Here is a 16,170-nt window from a genome sequence, read left to right as displayed (position 1 = left end):
AACATTTTTAAGATAAAATCTTGCATTTATCTTAAAAAATCTAAACATCGCACCAAAAAAATGTAGAGTTTTGGAATTTTAATAGGTTAAAATTTTGCCTTTTTATTCTAGGAGGTTTATAATGGCACTTATCACGCCCCGCACACTTAGTGGTTTTAAGGATAGATTACCCAAAGAGGCTCTTGCTAAAGCTCATTTGTTAAGTAAGGTTAGTAGTGTGTTTATGAATTTTGGATTTGTTCCCATTGAAACGCCGCATTTGGAATATGCTGAAGTGCTTGTGAAACAGGGGAGTGAAGAGATTCAAAAAGAGCTATATCGCTTTAAAGACCACGGGGATAGAGATGTGGCATTGCGTTTTGATCTCACCGTGCCTTTAGCACGCTTTGTCTCGCAATACAAAAATGAAGTGGATTTGCCTTTTAAACGCTTTGCTATTGGGAATGTTTTTCGTGGAGAGAGAGCGCAAAGAGGGCGATATAGGGAATTTACACAATGTGATTTTGACTTTATTGGGAGTGATAGTATCTCTTGTGATGCGGAGATTTTACAAGTGATATATGCTTCGCTTGTGGGGCTTGGGATAGATGAATTTACCATTTGGCTTAATCATCGTAAAATCCTAAATGGAATCTGCGAGCACTGCGGCATTGTAGGGGAGCAAAATGTCAATGCGACTTTGCGTATTATTGATAAGCTAGATAAGATTGGTAAAGAGGCTGTAAGTGCGGAATTACAAAAAGAACTCAATCTTTCTAGCACTCAAGCTGATAGTTTGCTAGAATATACTTCAATCAAGCAACAGGGCGATAGTGAGAGCTTTTTCAAACAAATATCATTTATGGAAGAGTGGAATGAAAATACAAGGGAGGGCATAAAGGATTTAAAAGCCTTGTATGCGGTGCTAGAGCCTTTACAAATGGATAGGGATACTTATCGTGTGAATTTTTCAATCGCTAGAGGGCTAGGCTATTACACAGGAATTGTGTATGAAACAACGCTGAATGCCCTAAAAAGCATAGGGAGCGTATGTTCAGGTGGGCGGTATGATAATCTCACACGCACCTTTTCTAAGGATAAAATGAGTGGTGTGGGGGCGAGTATCGGCATTGATAGGCTTTTGGCAGCGTTAGAGGAGCTAAATCTACTTGATAAGAAGGCAACTTCAGCTCGCGCACTCATTGTTTGTATGGATTGCACATATTTTGGCTACGCACATTTTTTAGCAGAATCTTTCCGCCGCTCAAAAGTCCCCATTGAAGTCTATCCAGAAGTAAGTAAGCTTAAAAAACAATTTGGCTATGCTAATGCTAAGGGACACGAGTTTGTCATCGTTATTGGTGAGAGCGAGTTTAATTCAAAAACGCTGACTTTGAAAAATATGACTTCAGGTATGCAAATGGATAAACTCAGCTTTCTTAAGGCTTTGACACTGATTCAAGAAGATGAGCCAGAAGAGCTAAAAATTTAAGCGATTATAGAATCCAAAAAGGAGATGAAATGATAGAATCTACAGAATGGGATTTAAAAGCACTTTTTAGGAGTGAAGAACAGCTTGAGCGATTTATGAGCTCTCTTAAACGCAATGCTAGGCAGTTTGCTAAAGCTTATGAAGGCAGATTAGGCGAGATAAAATCGCAGGATTTTTGTGCGGTGATTAGGGAGTATGAGGAGATTTTAGAGGGTATTGGAAGGGTTATGACCTATGTGTTTTTGGGCTTTGCTAAGGATAGCACACAGGGCGATGTGTATGCGAAGTATGAAATGCAAACAACGCAGATTCACAATCTCGTGCTGTTTTTTGAGCTAGAGTTTTGCAAACTTCCACAAAATAAACAAAAAGAATGTATTGAATCTAGCCCACAATATGCCTATTTCCTACAAAAACTCATTGAACAAGATGAGTTTAGCCTATCGTTAAAAGAAGAAAAGGTGCTTTTAGCCACTTCACCTGTGGGTGTGGGGGCGTTTTCTCGGCTTTTTGATGAGCATTTATCGCATTTGAGTTTTAAAAATCCTGTGTCAAATCTTAAAGCAAATGATAAAAGTCCCTTGCAGAAAAAGATTAAAAAGTCAAAGGCGAGTTTAAAAACTACTATAAGTGAAGAGGAGATTCTAAGCCTATTACATCATTGCAAACGCAATGTCCGCAAGGAAGCTCAAAAGATTTTTACAAAAAAGTTAAAAAAATCCCGCCATTTATTGAGCTATATTCTTAATATGGTGCGTAAGGATTTAAGCATTATGCAGGGCTTACGTGGATACAAGCTCCCTGAATCTTTTCGGCATCTAAGTAATGCAGCAACGCAAAAAAGTGTAGATAAACTTGTTGATGTCGTAAGCTCACATTATGGGCTTGTTGGGGAGTATTACAAAATCAAAGCAAAGTTACTTGGCATTAAGCAATTAAAAGATTATGATAGATATGCACCGCTAGAATCTAGCCAAAGTGAAGTTGGCTACAATGACGCATTAAAGCTTGTGTTAAAGGCATTTGGGGATTTTAGCAAGGAGTTTAAAGACATAGCTACAAAGGCATTAAAAAAAGGCTGGGTAGATTCCCACCCCACCCCAAACAAAAGAGGAGGGGCATTTAGCCACGGCAGTGTGCCAACTGCACACCCTTATGTGCTTTTAAACTACACAAATTCTCGCCGCGATGTCTTTACAATCGCTCACGAGTTTGGTCATATGATTCACCAAGAGTTGTCAAAAACGCAAGGCTATCTCAATATGGATACGCCACTGACTACGGCAGAGACAGCTTCGGTCTTTGCTGAAATGCTACTTTTTGATACATTAAAAAAATCTTTAAGCAAAGATGAGCTTATCCCGCTTTATGCAGGGAAGTTAGAAGATATTTTTTCAACGCTTTTTCGGCAAATCACAATGACGCATTTTGAACGCAGAATCCACGCTACAAGTGATGAACTTAAGGCAGAGGATTTTGATAGAATCTGGCGTGAAGAAAATGAAAGAATGTTTGGGGATAGTCTAATGCTCACTAAAAATTATGAAAGTTGGTGGTGCTATATCCCCCATTTTGTGCATTCGCCCTTTTATTGCTATGCGTATAGCTACGGGCAGCTGCTTGTTTTGGCGTTATTTGGCTTGTATAAGGCACAAAAAACACCACGCGATAGGGAAAAATTTATCCAAAAATATACCGAGTTTCTTTCACTTGGCGGAAGTAAAAGCCCCAAAGAGCTTATTAGTGCGTTTGGATTCAATTTGGAAAGCGATAAATTTTGGCTTATTGGTATGAATGAAGTGCAAAAAATGCTTATGGAATTTAAGGAGCTGGTCAATGCACAAGATACTCTTTCAGCCGCAATTTAAGGCGATGATGACCGCACATACGCGGGATATTTTGCAGTTTTTGCTTAATAATGGCGTGAATTTTAATATCCTATGCGATATGAAAAAGGCAAGTTTCTCTCCCCAGCTCCCTGAACATATCACAAGCACTTTTAATGATATTACACTTTTTGTCTTAGCGGGATATACTTTTGAGAGTATAGAGCTACACGATAGCGGTATGAGCTTTGAAGCGGGATTTGGCAGTGAGAATATTGGGAGCTTTGTGAATATTAAGTATGAAGGGATTGTGCAGATTTTACTTCACGATAATGAATTGTTGCGTGAGATTCCACTTTTTACAAATGTAAGCCACCCTTGTTTTTATAACCTTTCAAAACAGGAGCTCGAAGAGATTGAATCGATCCAAAAAGAGGGGTTAGAGCAGTCTAATCTCGCCTTTGCTTTAAGTCCAGAAAATGGTAGATTTTTTAAAAAATAATTAACCTTTTAAGGGATAGTGTAAATGAAATGTGTTACAATCAGGGCATTTGAGACAAGATTCTAAACAAGACAAGGAGTTTTGATGAATAAGGTGCAACTTGAAGTTTTTGCGTTTGAAGCGGGTGTGGATTATCTGCCTTATTACAAAAAGCTATGTTTGCAGATAAAAGATAATCAAACTTTGCGAGACTTACTCGTATTTTTACAGCAGGAAATTAGCGGATATGCTTGCGATATGGAGCATTTGGCACTAAGGATTAATGGTATTGCTATTTTTGAGAATCTAAACTTGATTGATGTGGCCCAGCGATTTGGTGATGAATGGCAGATTGAACCTATGAGCGTGTATTATGCGTATAAAGATTTGCTTGTGGATAAAAAGGCGTTGAGAAAAAAATATGATGTGTTTTTTGCGTGGGCGGACTTTTTGAATGCGGAGGAAAGAGAGGAGCTAGATAAATATCTTTTACTGAATCTTATTACACCAATGAGTAATGATGAGTATTTGGGCGATGGATTCTTCTTGTATCTTAAATGGCTACTTTCCCGCCACCCAGAAAAGCTAAATGAGCTTTTGGAGTGGATTGTCCAACCTCAAAGTGGGATTTTAAACTTTGTGAATTTAGCAGATATGGTGTATCCACGCGGAAATACGCTTGATGAAGAGATGTGGGAGCTTATAAGCCTTGTGCTTTCTACAAAACATAAGCAATTTGCTCATTTGCATACACTAAAGGAGATCTAAGCAATGAAATATATTATATATGATAGATATGAAAATGCAAAGGCGTTGTTAAGTAGCACAAATGAGTTGTTTGCAAGACTAGGACTTGAAGTGCTAAAACCAAAAGAATCCTTGCCTGATTGTGGTGGATATTTTGCTAGATTTACACAAAAAGACATTTTAGTGCGTAATGTCGCCTACAATCTTGCCTTAGCAAACTCGCTTAATGCTACACTTGTGTTTGCTGAAGAAGATGCCTATGCTAATGCGTTGTATGCTAAGACACTTATAGAATCAGATTCTGCACTTATGCGTGATATTGAGACAAATTTTTTATATCAATTTAAATTGCTCTATGATAGCAAGGTGCAGATGAGCTATTTGCCCGATTTGCTTAATACTTTGGAGTTTGACAATCTTATTCAAAAGAGATTTTCACCCTTTAGCTCTATTATCGTGCGTGGGGCGTATCAAGGACATTTACCAAAAAGCACAAATCACAGAATCTATGAAAAAATTGATTTAAAAATGCTTGAAAATCCACTTGCATTGCAATATTACACTCATCTTTTGCAGAATAATCCACAAAGTGCGTTGCATAATGGAGCAAAGCTATTTTTTGATTTGGCAGATTTGGGTGTGGATTTTATCCTTTCTTATTCATTGGGGCAATTTGATTTGCTAGATTCTAAACGCATAGAGCTTTGCAAAGCGTATAATCGCGATAACATTGCTCTACCTATTGTGTTTTTATCTCAAATTTTGCTCCTTGCTTTTGGAGAGAGCGATCATAAAAAACTTGGCTTTAACCATCATCAGCAAAAAGTGGAGATGTTTTAATGCAGGCTTTTTGGAAACTTCTTCTTGCCGCGGTTGTTGGAGCGACTTGGTATCACTTTGGCGGAGAAGATGCGGCAATGGCGTTGGTGTTTTTTTTCATTATCGTGGGAGTGCTATTTATGAAGCCTATACGCTATCAGGACCCAAAAAGGCGCGAGGAATATATGCAGAGAATCCGCGATAGTAGGGAAAAGAAAATCGCTCTTGAGAATGAGCGGATTGAAGAGCTTAAGCGGTTGAGAAAAGCCGAGCGAGAGCAAGAAGAAAAGCTTAAAAAGGATTTTGAAAAGCGTATTAACAAACGCTAAAGTAAAATTTGCTACAATATTTGCCAAACTCACACAAAGGATAATACACTATGGAGATCGTGCTTTTACTTATCGCTGGAGTTGTGATATATTTTCTTTATAACACTTTGCAGGATTATCTCAAAAACCCATTACACCAAAATCCACAAAATACATCATTTGGCTTTGGTAATACGGATAATACACCGATAAATTTTGATAATCCTTATCAGGTGGAGGATACTTGGGAGAGTAAAATTAAATCAAACGAGTTTTCAATCCTTGCGGCGATTATTGCACGAGTGGTGTGGAGTGATGATAAAATCTGTCCTTTGGAGAAACAGCTTTTAGATGAGATACTAAGCGATATGGCATCTGAATCTAAGAATCCTAAGCTTAGCAAGGAAGAGCTAGAAGAGATTGTTGAAAAAGAAAAAACACCAAATGTTGAGCTTGATGAATTGTGTGAAAACTATGTGGCTTTGACAAAGGGCGAGTATAAGAAGCGGTTGAAGGTGGTGGAGTTTTTATTCGCTCTTGCGTATGCTGATGGGAAGCTTGAAGATTCTGAACAGGAGCAGATTATTGATATTGCAGCGTATTTTGAGATAGCTAACGATGATTTTAATAGCATATATAACACATTTGAAAAAGAGTATGCCGATGAGCTGAAGATGGATATAGAGCGGGCTAGGGCTATTTTTGAGATTACAGATACAAACAGGCTAGATAAAGCGAGTTTAAATGAAAAGTATCACACACTCATCAAACAAACAAAGCAGAATATTTTTGATAACAAAAATATTAATAAAAGCTTTCAAGACACTTCTTTGACGCGCCTTAAGGAGATTGATAAGGCTTATTTGATTTTGCTAGATTCAGCAGAATCTCAAGGGCAAGATGTCAGCAAACAGGAAGAGAGAAATGAGAGTGAGGGGCAAGATATAAAGCAGGATCAATCACGCAAGGGTTGGGATTTTTAGGAATGTTATTTGCTTAGATTCTATTTATATTAGATTTTATTATGTAGTGGGAGATTACAAGTGGATATTACAAAAGCTAATCACGGTGGTGTGCAAGGACTACTAGCTAATATTTATAATGTTGCTAATCAACCTCAAAATGCCAATAAAACACGAGAGAGTGAGCAGGATATTAATGGTGTTGATAGTCTCCATAATAGAGATAAGGCTACGCATTCCCTGCAATATACAGATATTACCAAGAGAATTGAGGATAAATTTTCCCCATCACAAGAGCTAAAAAAGGCTAAAGAAATTGGCGGTGAGCTAGAAGGTGGATTCAAAGATAAGACTTCTTTTGAGAATCTTGCAAAGACGCTCAAGCAAGAGGGTTTGATTAATAGTAATGAAAAAGTGGCAATGGATTATCTTAAAAACAATTCTTCAAAACTAAGCTTTGATGAATTTGAAAAAATCGCCGCAAATGACAATCACAGCAAAGAGATGAAAGGGCTTATAGATTCTGTTGTGAATAAGATGAGATTTGTTGATAGCGTTAATGGCGGGATTTTTTAAGTTTTAGAATTTTATTTAGAATCTTAACGGATAGATTCAGGCTTTTTATTTTCTAAATAGTGCGATAAGCGTTGTTTGGAAGTCTTCTTTATATTTAAACCAAAAAAACACAAAGTTACTTCAATATAAGTAGTGCAGGGTGGGATTTAGAGTATTTGTGTTTTGTATGGAATTTGTAAGGATAAGTCTCTGTAATGAGCGTTAGTAAATCTAAAATCTTTGGAGCAATGCCATAGTCAAAAAGAAGTCAGTTTGGCTCCCCACAAGGAGAAGCCATTTCAAAATGCCTAGAGAGTTTTATCCCTCTACCCACTCTTGAAGTTTTTTGTAGAGCTGAACACCTATGCGTTTAGCAGTAAAGCTAAGAGAATCATCAATATTGTTGCCTTGATGTGTGTTGCTCACACTTGTTGTAAATACAGCATTTTTGCGGCAATCATAAATAGTCATAATCGCATCAGCTTTAATCGTATTTCCATTAACAAGATTCATCTTAAGCTTGACATTAATCACATTTTCCGCTTCCGCATCAAAATTGTAGAACTCTCCCAACTCCTTTTCAAGCTCTGTTGCCACAATATCCCCCGCTGCACCCTGAATCTGAAGTCTTGCAGTAGGCAAGGGTGAGTTTTTTGAGAGTGTATCTTCAAGCGTTGAAAGATCCCTTGTATTCACACCAAGTGAGTGCAAAAGCATTCCATAAAGACTAAGCTTATCTAACGCATATGCTAGACGCGTTTTGTCTTTGATTGAAATATTACTGCATTGAGACATTCTATTAAAGTTTAAAGTGCCATACTCTTTGTTGAATGAGTTTTGAAACTGCTTAATGAGCGAAGCTTTTGGAATCTGAGCTTGGACAAAATATTGATTGTCTTTAAACTCATCTTTGACATAGCTCACATCACTTAGCTCAATCCCAGCCGTATCAAGCTTGACTTCATTACTCGCACTATGCGTAATATGAGAATCTTGCCTTTGTGTGTGTGATTTGAACTGCGAACTCACTTGCACACTAAGCTGATTGCTTATATCACTTAACGCTCTTGCCTTAGCAGCATCAAGCGTTTTAGCACTACCAAAGCCAATCATAAAAGCTTCACTTTGTGCGTTTTTACCAAACCAAGCAGGTTGCTTAGGAGAATCGCCACCGCAACCAGCCAACCAAAAAACAGCTCCTATTGCTAAGATACCTATTAGTCGCATATCTCACCAATCTTTATTCAGCACTAGAGCTTAAATCAAGGTTTTCTAGCATTTCTCGCTTCATATCATTGGGGATAAGCTTGTTTTGACTAATTTGCTTTTTTACATTTGCTTCAAGTTTTGCTTTGTTACCTTCATCAAGCTTTGCAAGAACAAAAATGCGTGAGCCATCATCAGTTATCCAAGTGTCAGTTTGCTTTGTCCCACTTAGGATTGTATCTGTGCTTTGTTTTGTAATTTGCTCTGTGATAGATTGCATACTCGCATCGCCCATATCACTTTTAGTTTTGCTTTTAGCATTTAAAAGTGAGCCTTTAACGCTTACTGAAACTTGTCGTGCGATTTCATCTCTAGCTAGTGCAAGAGCCTCATTACGCGCAAAGCCTAAATCTCCACCTACAATTTCCGCATCTCCAATAGCACTCATATCGCCTTGTCCAGCATTAAGCACCCAATTTGGAGCACCCTTAAGATTAAGTGCTTTAAGAGCCTTTTTATCTATGCTTTTTCCACCAACGCCAAGTGCATTATCGCCACCACAGCCAACTAATAATAACGCCGCTACAACACTTCCTGCTAACAATTTTGCCTTTGTATTCATTTTATCTCCTTTTGTTTTTAAGTTTTAGAATCTTACCAAGTTACCGACGAGTTTGAGCCAAGCTTGATGATATTGACTTCATCGTCCCAAACAACAGTTCCATCTTTAAGATTGGTCAGTGTGAGTAAGAAAAAGTAATCTGTGCGTTGCTTTGAGCCAACTTTTGTATTTTTCTGCACGATTTTCCCAGAGAGTGAAAGCTCGGCAGATTTTAGATTGCCTTTTTCTATGGTTGTGCGTTGATCAAACTCATCATTATCACGTGCATTTCTTGCCATATCAATACCCTTTTCAGTCTTTGCCCCTTGAGCTAGAGTAAGCACAAACTTACCGCTATTTCTCATATCGCGTGTAATCTTACGACTAAGCTGGTCGGTATCAATCGTCTGCATAGTGTCATTAATTACGCCAGAAATCATAACGACCCTTTTCTTCCCACCTTGTGAGATTTCACGCACTTGAGCACTGCTTAGAAGCGATTGCACACTATCACTTGCTGCTTTTTCAATATCGTGATAGTCTAAGCCCATACTCGCATATGCCTTAGAATTTGAAGAATCTACATATTCAGGTCCGCCACCACAACCAGCTATGAGAAGTGCGCTTAGAGCCACTCCACACGCTACTAATTTCTTATTCATTAATTCCTCCTTTTAGAATTTGATAAGTTGGATTTTTACCTTTTGAACGCAGGTAAAGAATGTTATCATTTTTATCGCACAAAACAATAACATTACTTGCTTTTTTCTCGCTTTCTGTATCTTTTTTGCAAGAAAAGCTTACTTCATACAATGTGTTACCATCAGCCTGAAGTGTAAAGTCTGAAGTGTTGTTTGGCACTTGCAGAGCTAGAACTCGCTTTGGCAAAGCTGTTGTAATACGCACATCAGCATTATTTGTAGCTGCAGAATAAGCCGCTCCAACAAGCGAGCCTACAATCGCTCCAGCCGCACCAAACTGATCGCCACCCACATTATTTAAAGTTGCTTGTGTCGTTGCCTTTAAGATGGCAGAGCTTATAGCACGAGTAAGGATAAAAGGGAGTTTTTCACTGAACTCATTTGCAATAACACCATCGGTATCACTTACTTCAAAAGCCTTGTATTCTCTCTTGTCTGTATAACTCACTGCTTGGTATAAACTTGCACTTGGGATACCCTCTTTCAGTTGTGGGATTGACACGCCTACGTGCAAAACACTTTCACTTACAAGATATGCAGGTAAGTCAATGGATAGCTCTTCAAGTGAAGCACTTTTACCATCTTCTATAATAAACCAAGTGTATTTTGTTTTATCACCCCTTTTGCGTTTGTTCATTACTTCTAAGTCCTGATTGATGACATAAGCGTGTGTGATTCCATAGGCTTCTTTGTATAAATCAGTCGCTTTTGAGTAGTCAGCCTCACTCATAAAAAATAAAGCTGAGACATAGCTTACAGCAGGATTAATAAAGCCTTCATAGATATTAAAGTTTTTAAGGTTGCTGTATTGAGATTCTAAAATAGAAGCTGTGCTTTCCTTGGTATGTCCAGCATCAATATTTTTAAGATCCTCATTTGAAGCATTTTCCTTCTTGCTTTCTTCCATTGCTTTATTAATATCTTTTCTAAAATACTCCTTTGCCCTGCGTTGTCTATCATTTACCCTATTGAATTCTACACGAGCCAAAGCATAATCTCCTAGTTCCATAGCATTTAATGCTTTGTAGTAGTTAAATAAAACGCCCTCATAGATATTACCACGATAGGTTTTGACATTTTCATTCACAAGCACAGCACCTACATTGCCAAATAAGCCACCCATCAAGCCTTCAGATTCATATTTGCTAAATAATCCCTCTCCTTGTTCTAGCAAAGTTGCAGTATCTTCTTGTGATGAGCCAAAGCCACTGACGCCCGCTTGCAGATTCCATAAGACATCTCCGTCCTTACCTGCTTGTGATTTTGCGTATTCATAAGCCTTTGTATCCTCTCCACCATAATAGTGTTCGTTGAAAGTTTGCAAAGCCCCTTGATGAGAACACGCAGTCATTAAAATCAGCCATAATGGCACTAAAACTGAATAAACATATCTCATTACACTCCTTTTATAGTAAAATTTTGAGAGGACGCATATTGTATTTTTTTTAACTTCACTTAAAATTAAATTTTTAAGCAATTTGTAAGCTTTAGGAGATTTAAAAAATTTCTCGCCATTCTAAAAATCTTTTCCTTAAAACAACTTAAAATCCATCCCACTTCAATCCCTTAAATTTTTTAGCTCTTTGTTTTCTTTGCTTCTCTCTCTCTTTTCTTAAAGGCTATTGAAACTTTTGGAATTTATTTTCCACCGCCTCTAATTATAATATATAAGGGAAAGAGTAGAGTTTAAATTCATATTGCTTCTAAGGTTAATAAGTTTTAGATTCTAAGTTAGAGAGTAAAAATAGAAAATTAGATTAAAAGATTGAGATTGTAATTTGAGATAGGCTCTTAAGTGAAAAAGACAAAAAATAAATTTTAATGTCTTTGTATTTGCTTTCAAGTTCATTTTCTTATGTGTAATGAGTGAAAAGCATTTTAGATTCTAAGTTATCAATATTTTGACTTGAAGTGAGAGATGAGTTTTGTTTTGAGAGCGAGTGTAAGATAGTAGCTTTCAAAGATAAAGCACAGATGATTTGAAGTGAGTGAGAGATTGCTTTAAAGATAAAAAATTTTGCTCTTAAGTTAAGTTCAATAACTCAAAGTGAAATTGTTTTTCTCTTATTGTGTGATTGTGAATTTTGGCTGTGATTTTGTTTGTTGTGTGGTTGCAAAGTTTGCTAGTAAAGTTTGGAAACTTTTTGCCTTGTATCCCTAAAATTTATCATTTTTTGATAAATTGACTTGAAACTCCGCCCTGTGCGGACAGAATGAGTATTTATACACATTCTTAGGGTTATCCTGCACTTTTTTGGATTTTTGACTTTACTTCTTTTGATTTTATTTGCTTTTCTTTTGCCTTTTATCTATAAAATCTCTAATGTTTTTGGAGCGACAATAATTGAAAATGTCTTTGGGGTCTTTTATTCTTTTATAAGGGACAAAAAATGGCAGATGATTTTCAAAGGGTAATGCTTGAATTGCCTCCTGAATATCCTTACAAAGAGAGCAAACTCTTTGAGTATGTTTCTTTTAGAAAGGCTAGAAAAACACAAGAAGTTTATCGCTCTAAGGTTAAAAGCTTTTTTGTTTCAAACATAAGACAAGGCAAAACTTTATTTTCTTCTCAATCCACTTCCGCATTCGCAAAGAAAAATGTTGTTATCAAAAATATTGGCAATATGAAAAAGGCTCATTTAAAAAATGCCCTTGAATATACGATTAGCCATAGTGATGATCAAGTGGGAATTGATTATTTGGGAGAGTTTGTTAATGTCAATGATATTATGCGAGATTGGGAGCAAGACTTTTCATCAAATCCCAACACAAATGAAGCCCTGCATCTTGTTTTCTCTTTGAATGAATCACATTCTCAATCAGTCCTTGACACACTTACCGAATCTGCACGACAAACTATGCAGAGTTATTTTCCTACTTACAAATGGGTAATGATACCCCACTCTCATCAAAACAAGCCTCATATTCATATCATTCTAAACAAGACTGATATTTTTACAAAAAAGAAACTTCACTTTGGCAAAAAAATGATATAGCTCAATTTTATGAAGAGCTAAGAGAAGATTTTAAATACAATCTCTTTACATACTCAAGGGGGAAGCTTGATTATACAAATGAAGTGAAATTTGATAAGCGTTTTAGACAAGATATGCTGGATTCTAAGATAGATAATTTAGAGAAACTCCAAGCAATCAAAGATTCAAGCAAAGAACTTGGCTTTATGGCAAACTACAAAAGAGCAATTTTTGACTTTTCAAATAGGCACAAGGGCTATTCTCAAAAGTTAAACGCTGTTACTAAATCTCTTAAAAATAAAAATATTTATCTTGGCAATGTAGAAAGAAAGATTGAATCTTTAATGCTGCAAAACATAAACCCCACATTGTTACACCAAAAACAGCAACTTTTACAAGCACAAATCTTAGAAGATACTAAAGAGCAAGAAAGATTAAAAAAAGCTCTTGCGGATTTAGATTCTGCATTGAGACATTTTTTAGATTGGGAAGCTAATTTCAATACATTTTCAAAGAATTTTCAAGAGAAAGAGAAGCAAAAGGCTTTTGTAAAGTCTTTTGTTGGATATGAGAAATATTTATCAGTGGAATTAAGCCAAAAATTAAGAGATACACAAAAGGCTATCACAAAAAGCGAGAATAGCCTTAAAAACAATTTTTCTAATGTTAATGAGGGGGTCATAGAGGGGCTAAGTAATTTTAACGAAAAAAGCAATGTTTTTAAGCTATCTTCTAGCTATTCAAAATTGGTTTTTTATAAAGGCATTGTCTCAAGTATAGATTTTAGCGATAATCAAAGCTTAAGGGATAAGAAACAAAAGAGCATAGATGAGCTAGTAATGTTTGAAAAGCAGATTATTGAGCTTATGCGTATTCATTTGCAAAAGTTGCCTAAGCAAATTGAAGATTCTTTATCCGCACTTGAATCTTTAAAACAAGATAGAACGCTTGATAGTATGAGTTTTGCTCGTGCTGCCGTAAGATTGAATAAGAAAATAAATTTTTATGAATCTTCACTTAAAGCTATTATGCGTTTTCAAAAGCGATATGGCATAGAGCTTGTTTCTTCTGCCACTATAAGTGAGAAACAAAATGTAACACGAGCTAAAGAGCAAATACAAGCTAAGATTTCACAAGAACATATAAAGCCTACAAATAATGCTCTCACGCAAGATTCTAATCAAGCAATAAAGCAAGATGATATGAAACAAGATAAGCAGTGGGCAAGTAAAGGGATAGATAAAGATGTCTCTCACACTAAGAAAAGCTCCCTTTCTTTATAAGAAAAAGCATTAAGAATTAAGTTTTTTTATTTTATCAAGTAAGCGATCTTTGATATTTGCCTTTTTAATTGATAGATATGCTCTTAGAGCTTCTTCTGTAAAGCTACTTTTAGATTCTCCCCTTTCTCCAAACTCATTTAAAAACTCATCAATCTCGCCCATTAGCTCTTCGTTGATAGAAAAAGTAAAGATTCTCTTTTTACCACTTTGTTTTTGCTCTATTTTTTGTTCTATTTGGGGTTGTGTTTTTGTGGGTGCAGAGTTTGTAAAAGAGCTTTTAAAATCATTATCTTGCGTGTTTGTAGTCATTGCCTGTGCTTCTTGGTTGTTTTCTAGCTGACTTATCTGCTCAAGTTTGTTTTTTCTATTATATTTCATCGTGTTTTGCCTTTGTGTTTGGGTTTAGTTGTTTTAGGTAGGGTTTGTTTGTGGATATTTTGGATAGCGTGGATATTTTCAAGCGTTTTTGTATATTCTGCTACAAAAAAATCTGCATAAGGCTTTACATCTCCTTTTTCATAATAGCATAGCATACAATCCTTGTATTGAGCCTTTATTTCTGTTTCTGCCCTTAGGGCATTAAAAGAGATTAAAGGCAATCCATCATTAAGTAAGCTTAGATTCTGCAAGGTTCTTGCTAATCTCTTATTACAATCTTGAAAATATTGCAAATAAGCAATATTGTTATGAATGTAAATTGCCTTATCAAAAGGATTGTGAATCTGCGTGTAACATTGGAGCATTTTATCCATTTGCACTTCTAGCTCTTGGGGATTATGCAAAGGGATATAATCGCTATTGCCTATGGTAACAGCAATATTTCTTACTCCACCTTGAGCTTTTTTAGGCAGTAAGCCTTGAGAGAGAATTTGATGAATTTCTCTAATACTATGCTTTGTCATAGGCGATTTTTGCTCTAAGACATACTCAAGAGCGGATTTGATATTTAAAAGCATATTGGCTTCATCTATGCTTTTAGAGCTAATAGGCTTGCGTGTTTCAAATAGTGTTTGTGCCTCGCCTCTTGTATAGGTATTACCCTCAATAACTGCCGAAGTGTAGATGAAATCAAAGCAAAGCTTGTGCATAATAGACTTTTCATCTCGCATTGTTTCTAATAATTCCTGCATACAAATCCCTTGTGTAAGAGATTGTAAAAAGGCATTTTGTTCCGTTGAGATAAAACTTTTTATCTCTAGGAATTTTGTATTATAGGCTATCATTCTTTTCCCCTGAAGTAGTTAGCACTTCTTTAAACATTGCTTCAAATCCACTTTTTGCTTTTTCATCATTATACTCATTAATGCCTAAGCCCTCACTTATAGCCCTTTTATATGCGATTCTATCATAAATGATATTTTCACAAATATGAATATCATCTAAGGAGCTTTCCTTGCATAAATCAAGCAAGGCTTCTTTAAAGTCTTCTAGCTCTTTTGTTAAAAAGGGATTGGGGCTTACCTTGTTAATAACAACATACACTTCAAGGTTGCTATTAAAATCCTTTACTTCCTTTACTCTCTCCACAAACTCACATAGCACATCAAAGTCAAGTTGGTTAGGGGTTGTTGGAATAACAAGCTTGTCCGCATACAACATAGCCTTTCTACACTCCACACAATCGCTACCCTTTGTGTCAATCACAATGTATTCATACAATTCCACACTTTGCTTTAAGCTTTGAGTAATGTCTCCACTTCTATTAGAGAGAGTAAAATAAGGCAGGTTTAAATCCTGTTTTTCTTGGGATTCTCTAATATTGGTAAATCCCTCGCAATTTTTTTGTGAATCTGTATCAAGCAATAAGACTTTACTTGATTGTTCTAAAAGTTTTGTAGCGGCATTAATAGCGATTGTGCTTTTGCCACTTCCGCCTTTTTGGTTTGCTATGGTAATTATCATTGCTTCACTCCTTTATTGGTTTGCTGTTTTCTTGTCTTGCGATTCTTTAATTCCTGCAAAAAATGCCTTTGCCATTATGATTTTGGTTTGGAGCATTTGCATTATTTCTTGTGGTTCAAAAGTTTTATTCTCAAACTCTTCTTTTGCATTTAAATAATTGCCGAGTATATACATCATTTCAGATTCTAGAATGAAAAGCTCCTTTTTGTTCGTTGGCTGCTTGATTTCTGCAATGTCATTTTGCAAATCTATGTTTATCATATGAAACTCCTTTTGTTATATTATATGTATTATAACATAATATTATTAATATTAATATATTTAAATAAAAAT

At 36.1% G+C, this 16,170-nt stretch carries 18 protein-coding genes; 10 read left to right on the top strand and 8 right to left on the bottom strand.

Annotated elements, in window-relative coordinates:
* Window positions 1–121: 121 nt before the first annotated feature.
* From hisS to LS74_RS00420, 8 genes are all read left to right on the top strand, one after another.
* Window positions 122–1,471 (top strand): histidine--tRNA ligase, encoded by a 1,350-nt coding sequence (gene hisS / locus LS74_RS00455; protein WP_138128651.1) that lies wholly within the window; start codon window positions 122–124, stop codon window positions 1,469–1,471.
* A 32-nt stretch (window positions 1,472–1,503) separates the two neighbouring features.
* Complete coding sequence (locus LS74_RS00450; RefSeq protein ID WP_201274694.1) at window positions 1,504–3,339, top strand: M3 family oligoendopeptidase; 1,836 nt, start codon at window positions 1,504–1,506, stop codon at window positions 3,337–3,339.
* The gene (locus LS74_RS00445; RefSeq protein WP_034588648.1) at window positions 3,308–3,799 is read left to right on the top strand and encodes a hypothetical protein; all 492 of its coding nucleotides are present in this window, start codon (window positions 3,308–3,310) and stop codon (window positions 3,797–3,799) included. The genes LS74_RS00450 and LS74_RS00445 overlap by 32 nt, the downstream gene beginning before the upstream one ends.
* A gap of 84 nt (window positions 3,800–3,883) precedes the next feature.
* Window positions 3,884–4,546, top strand: coding sequence for a DUF5644 domain-containing protein (locus LS74_RS00440; RefSeq protein ID WP_034588650.1), 663 nt, complete (start codon window positions 3,884–3,886; stop codon window positions 4,544–4,546).
* A gap of 3 nt (window positions 4,547–4,549) precedes the next feature.
* Window positions 4,550–5,365: an HdrB C-terminal domain-containing protein gene (locus LS74_RS00435; RefSeq protein ID WP_034588653.1), complete on the top strand. Its 816-nt coding sequence runs from the start codon at window positions 4,550–4,552 to the stop codon at window positions 5,363–5,365.
* A complete protein-coding gene (locus tag LS74_RS00430; protein ID WP_002956651.1) occupies window positions 5,365–5,673 on the top strand; it encodes a hypothetical protein in 309 nt (102 codons plus the stop codon). Before LS74_RS00435 ends, LS74_RS00430 begins: the two co-directional genes overlap by 1 nt.
* 50 nt (window positions 5,674–5,723) lie before the next feature.
* Window positions 5,724–6,635 (top strand): TerB family tellurite resistance protein, encoded by a 912-nt coding sequence (locus tag LS74_RS00425; RefSeq protein WP_138128649.1) that lies wholly within the window; start codon window positions 5,724–5,726, stop codon window positions 6,633–6,635.
* A 60-nt stretch (window positions 6,636–6,695) separates the two neighbouring features.
* Window positions 6,696–7,190, top strand: coding sequence for a hypothetical protein (locus tag LS74_RS00420; RefSeq protein ID WP_034588902.1), 495 nt, complete (start codon window positions 6,696–6,698; stop codon window positions 7,188–7,190).
* Window positions 7,191–7,487: 297 nt separating this feature from the next.
* Here the strand turns inward: LS74_RS00420 and LS74_RS00415 are convergent, their stop codons facing one another.
* From LS74_RS00415 to LS74_RS00400, 4 genes are read right to left on the bottom strand one after another with little or no spacing between them, the layout of a single operon-like run.
* A complete protein-coding gene (locus LS74_RS00415; protein ID WP_236096732.1) occupies window positions 7,488–8,396 on the bottom strand; it encodes an LPP20 family lipoprotein in 909 nt (302 codons plus the stop codon).
* A gap of 13 nt (window positions 8,397–8,409) precedes the next feature.
* On the bottom strand, window positions 8,410–8,997 hold the full coding sequence (locus LS74_RS00410; RefSeq protein WP_034588897.1) for an LPP20 family lipoprotein: 588 nt from the start codon (window positions 8,995–8,997) through the stop codon (window positions 8,410–8,412).
* A 32-nt stretch (window positions 8,998–9,029) separates the two neighbouring features.
* Window positions 9,030–9,638, bottom strand: coding sequence for a penicillin-binding protein activator LpoB (gene lpoB / locus LS74_RS00405; RefSeq protein WP_034588894.1), 609 nt, complete (start codon window positions 9,636–9,638; stop codon window positions 9,030–9,032).
* A complete protein-coding gene (locus LS74_RS00400) occupies window positions 9,631–11,073 on the bottom strand; it encodes a hypothetical protein (RefSeq protein ID WP_138128647.1) in 1,443 nt (480 codons plus the stop codon). The genes lpoB and LS74_RS00400 overlap by 8 nt, the downstream gene beginning before the upstream one ends.
* A gap of 994 nt (window positions 11,074–12,067) precedes the next feature.
* Here LS74_RS00400 and LS74_RS11135 point away from each other — a divergent pair.
* Together LS74_RS11135 and LS74_RS11130 are read left to right on the top strand one after the other, a co-directional pair.
* The gene (locus LS74_RS11135) at window positions 12,068–12,673 is read left to right on the top strand and encodes a relaxase/mobilization nuclease domain-containing protein (protein ID WP_236096731.1); all 606 of its coding nucleotides are present in this window, start codon (window positions 12,068–12,070) and stop codon (window positions 12,671–12,673) included.
* A gap of 83 nt (window positions 12,674–12,756) precedes the next feature.
* Window positions 12,757–13,935, top strand: coding sequence for a hypothetical protein (locus LS74_RS11130; RefSeq protein WP_236096730.1), 1,179 nt, complete (start codon window positions 12,757–12,759; stop codon window positions 13,933–13,935).
* Between the two features lie 9 nt (window positions 13,936–13,944).
* Here LS74_RS11130 and LS74_RS00390 read toward each other — a convergent pair whose 3' ends face one another.
* The 4 genes from LS74_RS00390 to LS74_RS00375 are packed head-to-tail and all read right to left on the bottom strand — an operon-like array spanning window position 13,945 to window position 16,098.
* The gene (locus LS74_RS00390) at window positions 13,945–14,313 is read right to left on the bottom strand and encodes a ribbon-helix-helix domain-containing protein (RefSeq protein ID WP_034587577.1); all 369 of its coding nucleotides are present in this window, start codon (window positions 14,311–14,313) and stop codon (window positions 13,945–13,947) included.
* Window positions 14,310–15,158, bottom strand: a complete 849-nt coding sequence (locus LS74_RS00385) for a Fic family protein (protein WP_034587579.1) — start codon at window positions 15,156–15,158, stop codon at window positions 14,310–14,312. The genes LS74_RS00390 and LS74_RS00385 overlap by 4 nt, the downstream gene beginning before the upstream one ends.
* Window positions 15,145–15,837 (bottom strand): ParA family protein, encoded by a 693-nt coding sequence (locus LS74_RS00380; RefSeq protein WP_034587581.1) that lies wholly within the window; start codon window positions 15,835–15,837, stop codon window positions 15,145–15,147. Before LS74_RS00380 ends, LS74_RS00385 begins: the two co-directional genes overlap by 14 nt.
* A 12-nt stretch (window positions 15,838–15,849) precedes the next feature.
* Entirely contained in the window at window positions 15,850–16,098 is a 249-nt protein-coding gene (locus LS74_RS00375; protein ID WP_002955705.1) for a hypothetical protein, read from the bottom strand.
* Window positions 16,099–16,170: the final 72 nt, after the last annotated feature.

Origin of the sequence: Helicobacter magdeburgensis (assembly GCF_000765825.2) — a bacterium.
In the GTDB taxonomy this organism is placed as follows: domain Bacteria; phylum Campylobacterota; class Campylobacteria; order Campylobacterales; family Helicobacteraceae; genus Helicobacter_C; species Helicobacter_C magdeburgensis.
This window is presented reverse-complemented; position numbering and strand designations above follow the sequence as displayed.

Excerpts from the sequence above, each read along its gene's own strand:
- LS74_RS00385 (WP_034587579.1), bottom strand. The coding sequence starts at position 15,158 with ATGATAGCCTATAATACAAAATTCCTAGAGATAAAAAGTTTTATCTCA.
- LS74_RS00380 (WP_034587581.1), bottom strand. The coding sequence starts at position 15,837 with ATGATAATTACCATAGCAAACCAAAAAGGCGGAAGTGGCAAAAGCACA.
- LS74_RS00425 (WP_138128649.1), top strand. The coding sequence starts at position 5,724 with ATGGAGATCGTGCTTTTACTTATCGCTGGAGTTGTGATATATTTTCTT.
- LS74_RS00415 (WP_236096732.1), bottom strand. The coding sequence starts at position 8,396 with ATGCGACTAATAGGTATCTTAGCAATAGGAGCTGTTTTTTGGTTGGCT.
- LS74_RS00400 (WP_138128647.1), bottom strand. The coding sequence starts at position 11,073 with ATGAGATATGTTTATTCAGTTTTAGTGCCATTATGGCTGATTTTAATG.
- LS74_RS00430 (WP_002956651.1), top strand. The coding sequence starts at position 5,365 with ATGCAGGCTTTTTGGAAACTTCTTCTTGCCGCGGTTGTTGGAGCGACT.
- LS74_RS00445 (WP_034588648.1), top strand. The coding sequence starts at position 3,308 with ATGCACAAGATACTCTTTCAGCCGCAATTTAAGGCGATGATGACCGCA.
- LS74_RS00435 (WP_034588653.1), top strand. The coding sequence starts at position 4,550 with ATGAAATATATTATATATGATAGATATGAAAATGCAAAGGCGTTGTTA.
- LS74_RS11135 (WP_236096731.1), top strand. The coding sequence starts at position 12,068 with ATGGCAGATGATTTTCAAAGGGTAATGCTTGAATTGCCTCCTGAATAT.
- lpoB (WP_034588894.1), bottom strand. The coding sequence starts at position 9,638 with ATGAATAAGAAATTAGTAGCGTGTGGAGTGGCTCTAAGCGCACTTCTC.
- LS74_RS00440 (WP_034588650.1), top strand. The coding sequence starts at position 3,884 with ATGAATAAGGTGCAACTTGAAGTTTTTGCGTTTGAAGCGGGTGTGGAT.
- LS74_RS00390 (WP_034587577.1), bottom strand. The coding sequence starts at position 14,313 with ATGAAATATAATAGAAAAAACAAACTTGAGCAGATAAGTCAGCTAGAA.
- hisS (WP_138128651.1), top strand. The coding sequence starts at position 122 with ATGGCACTTATCACGCCCCGCACACTTAGTGGTTTTAAGGATAGATTA.
- LS74_RS00410 (WP_034588897.1), bottom strand. The coding sequence starts at position 8,997 with ATGAATACAAAGGCAAAATTGTTAGCAGGAAGTGTTGTAGCGGCGTTA.
- LS74_RS00375 (WP_002955705.1), bottom strand. The coding sequence starts at position 16,098 with ATGATAAACATAGATTTGCAAAATGACATTGCAGAAATCAAGCAGCCA.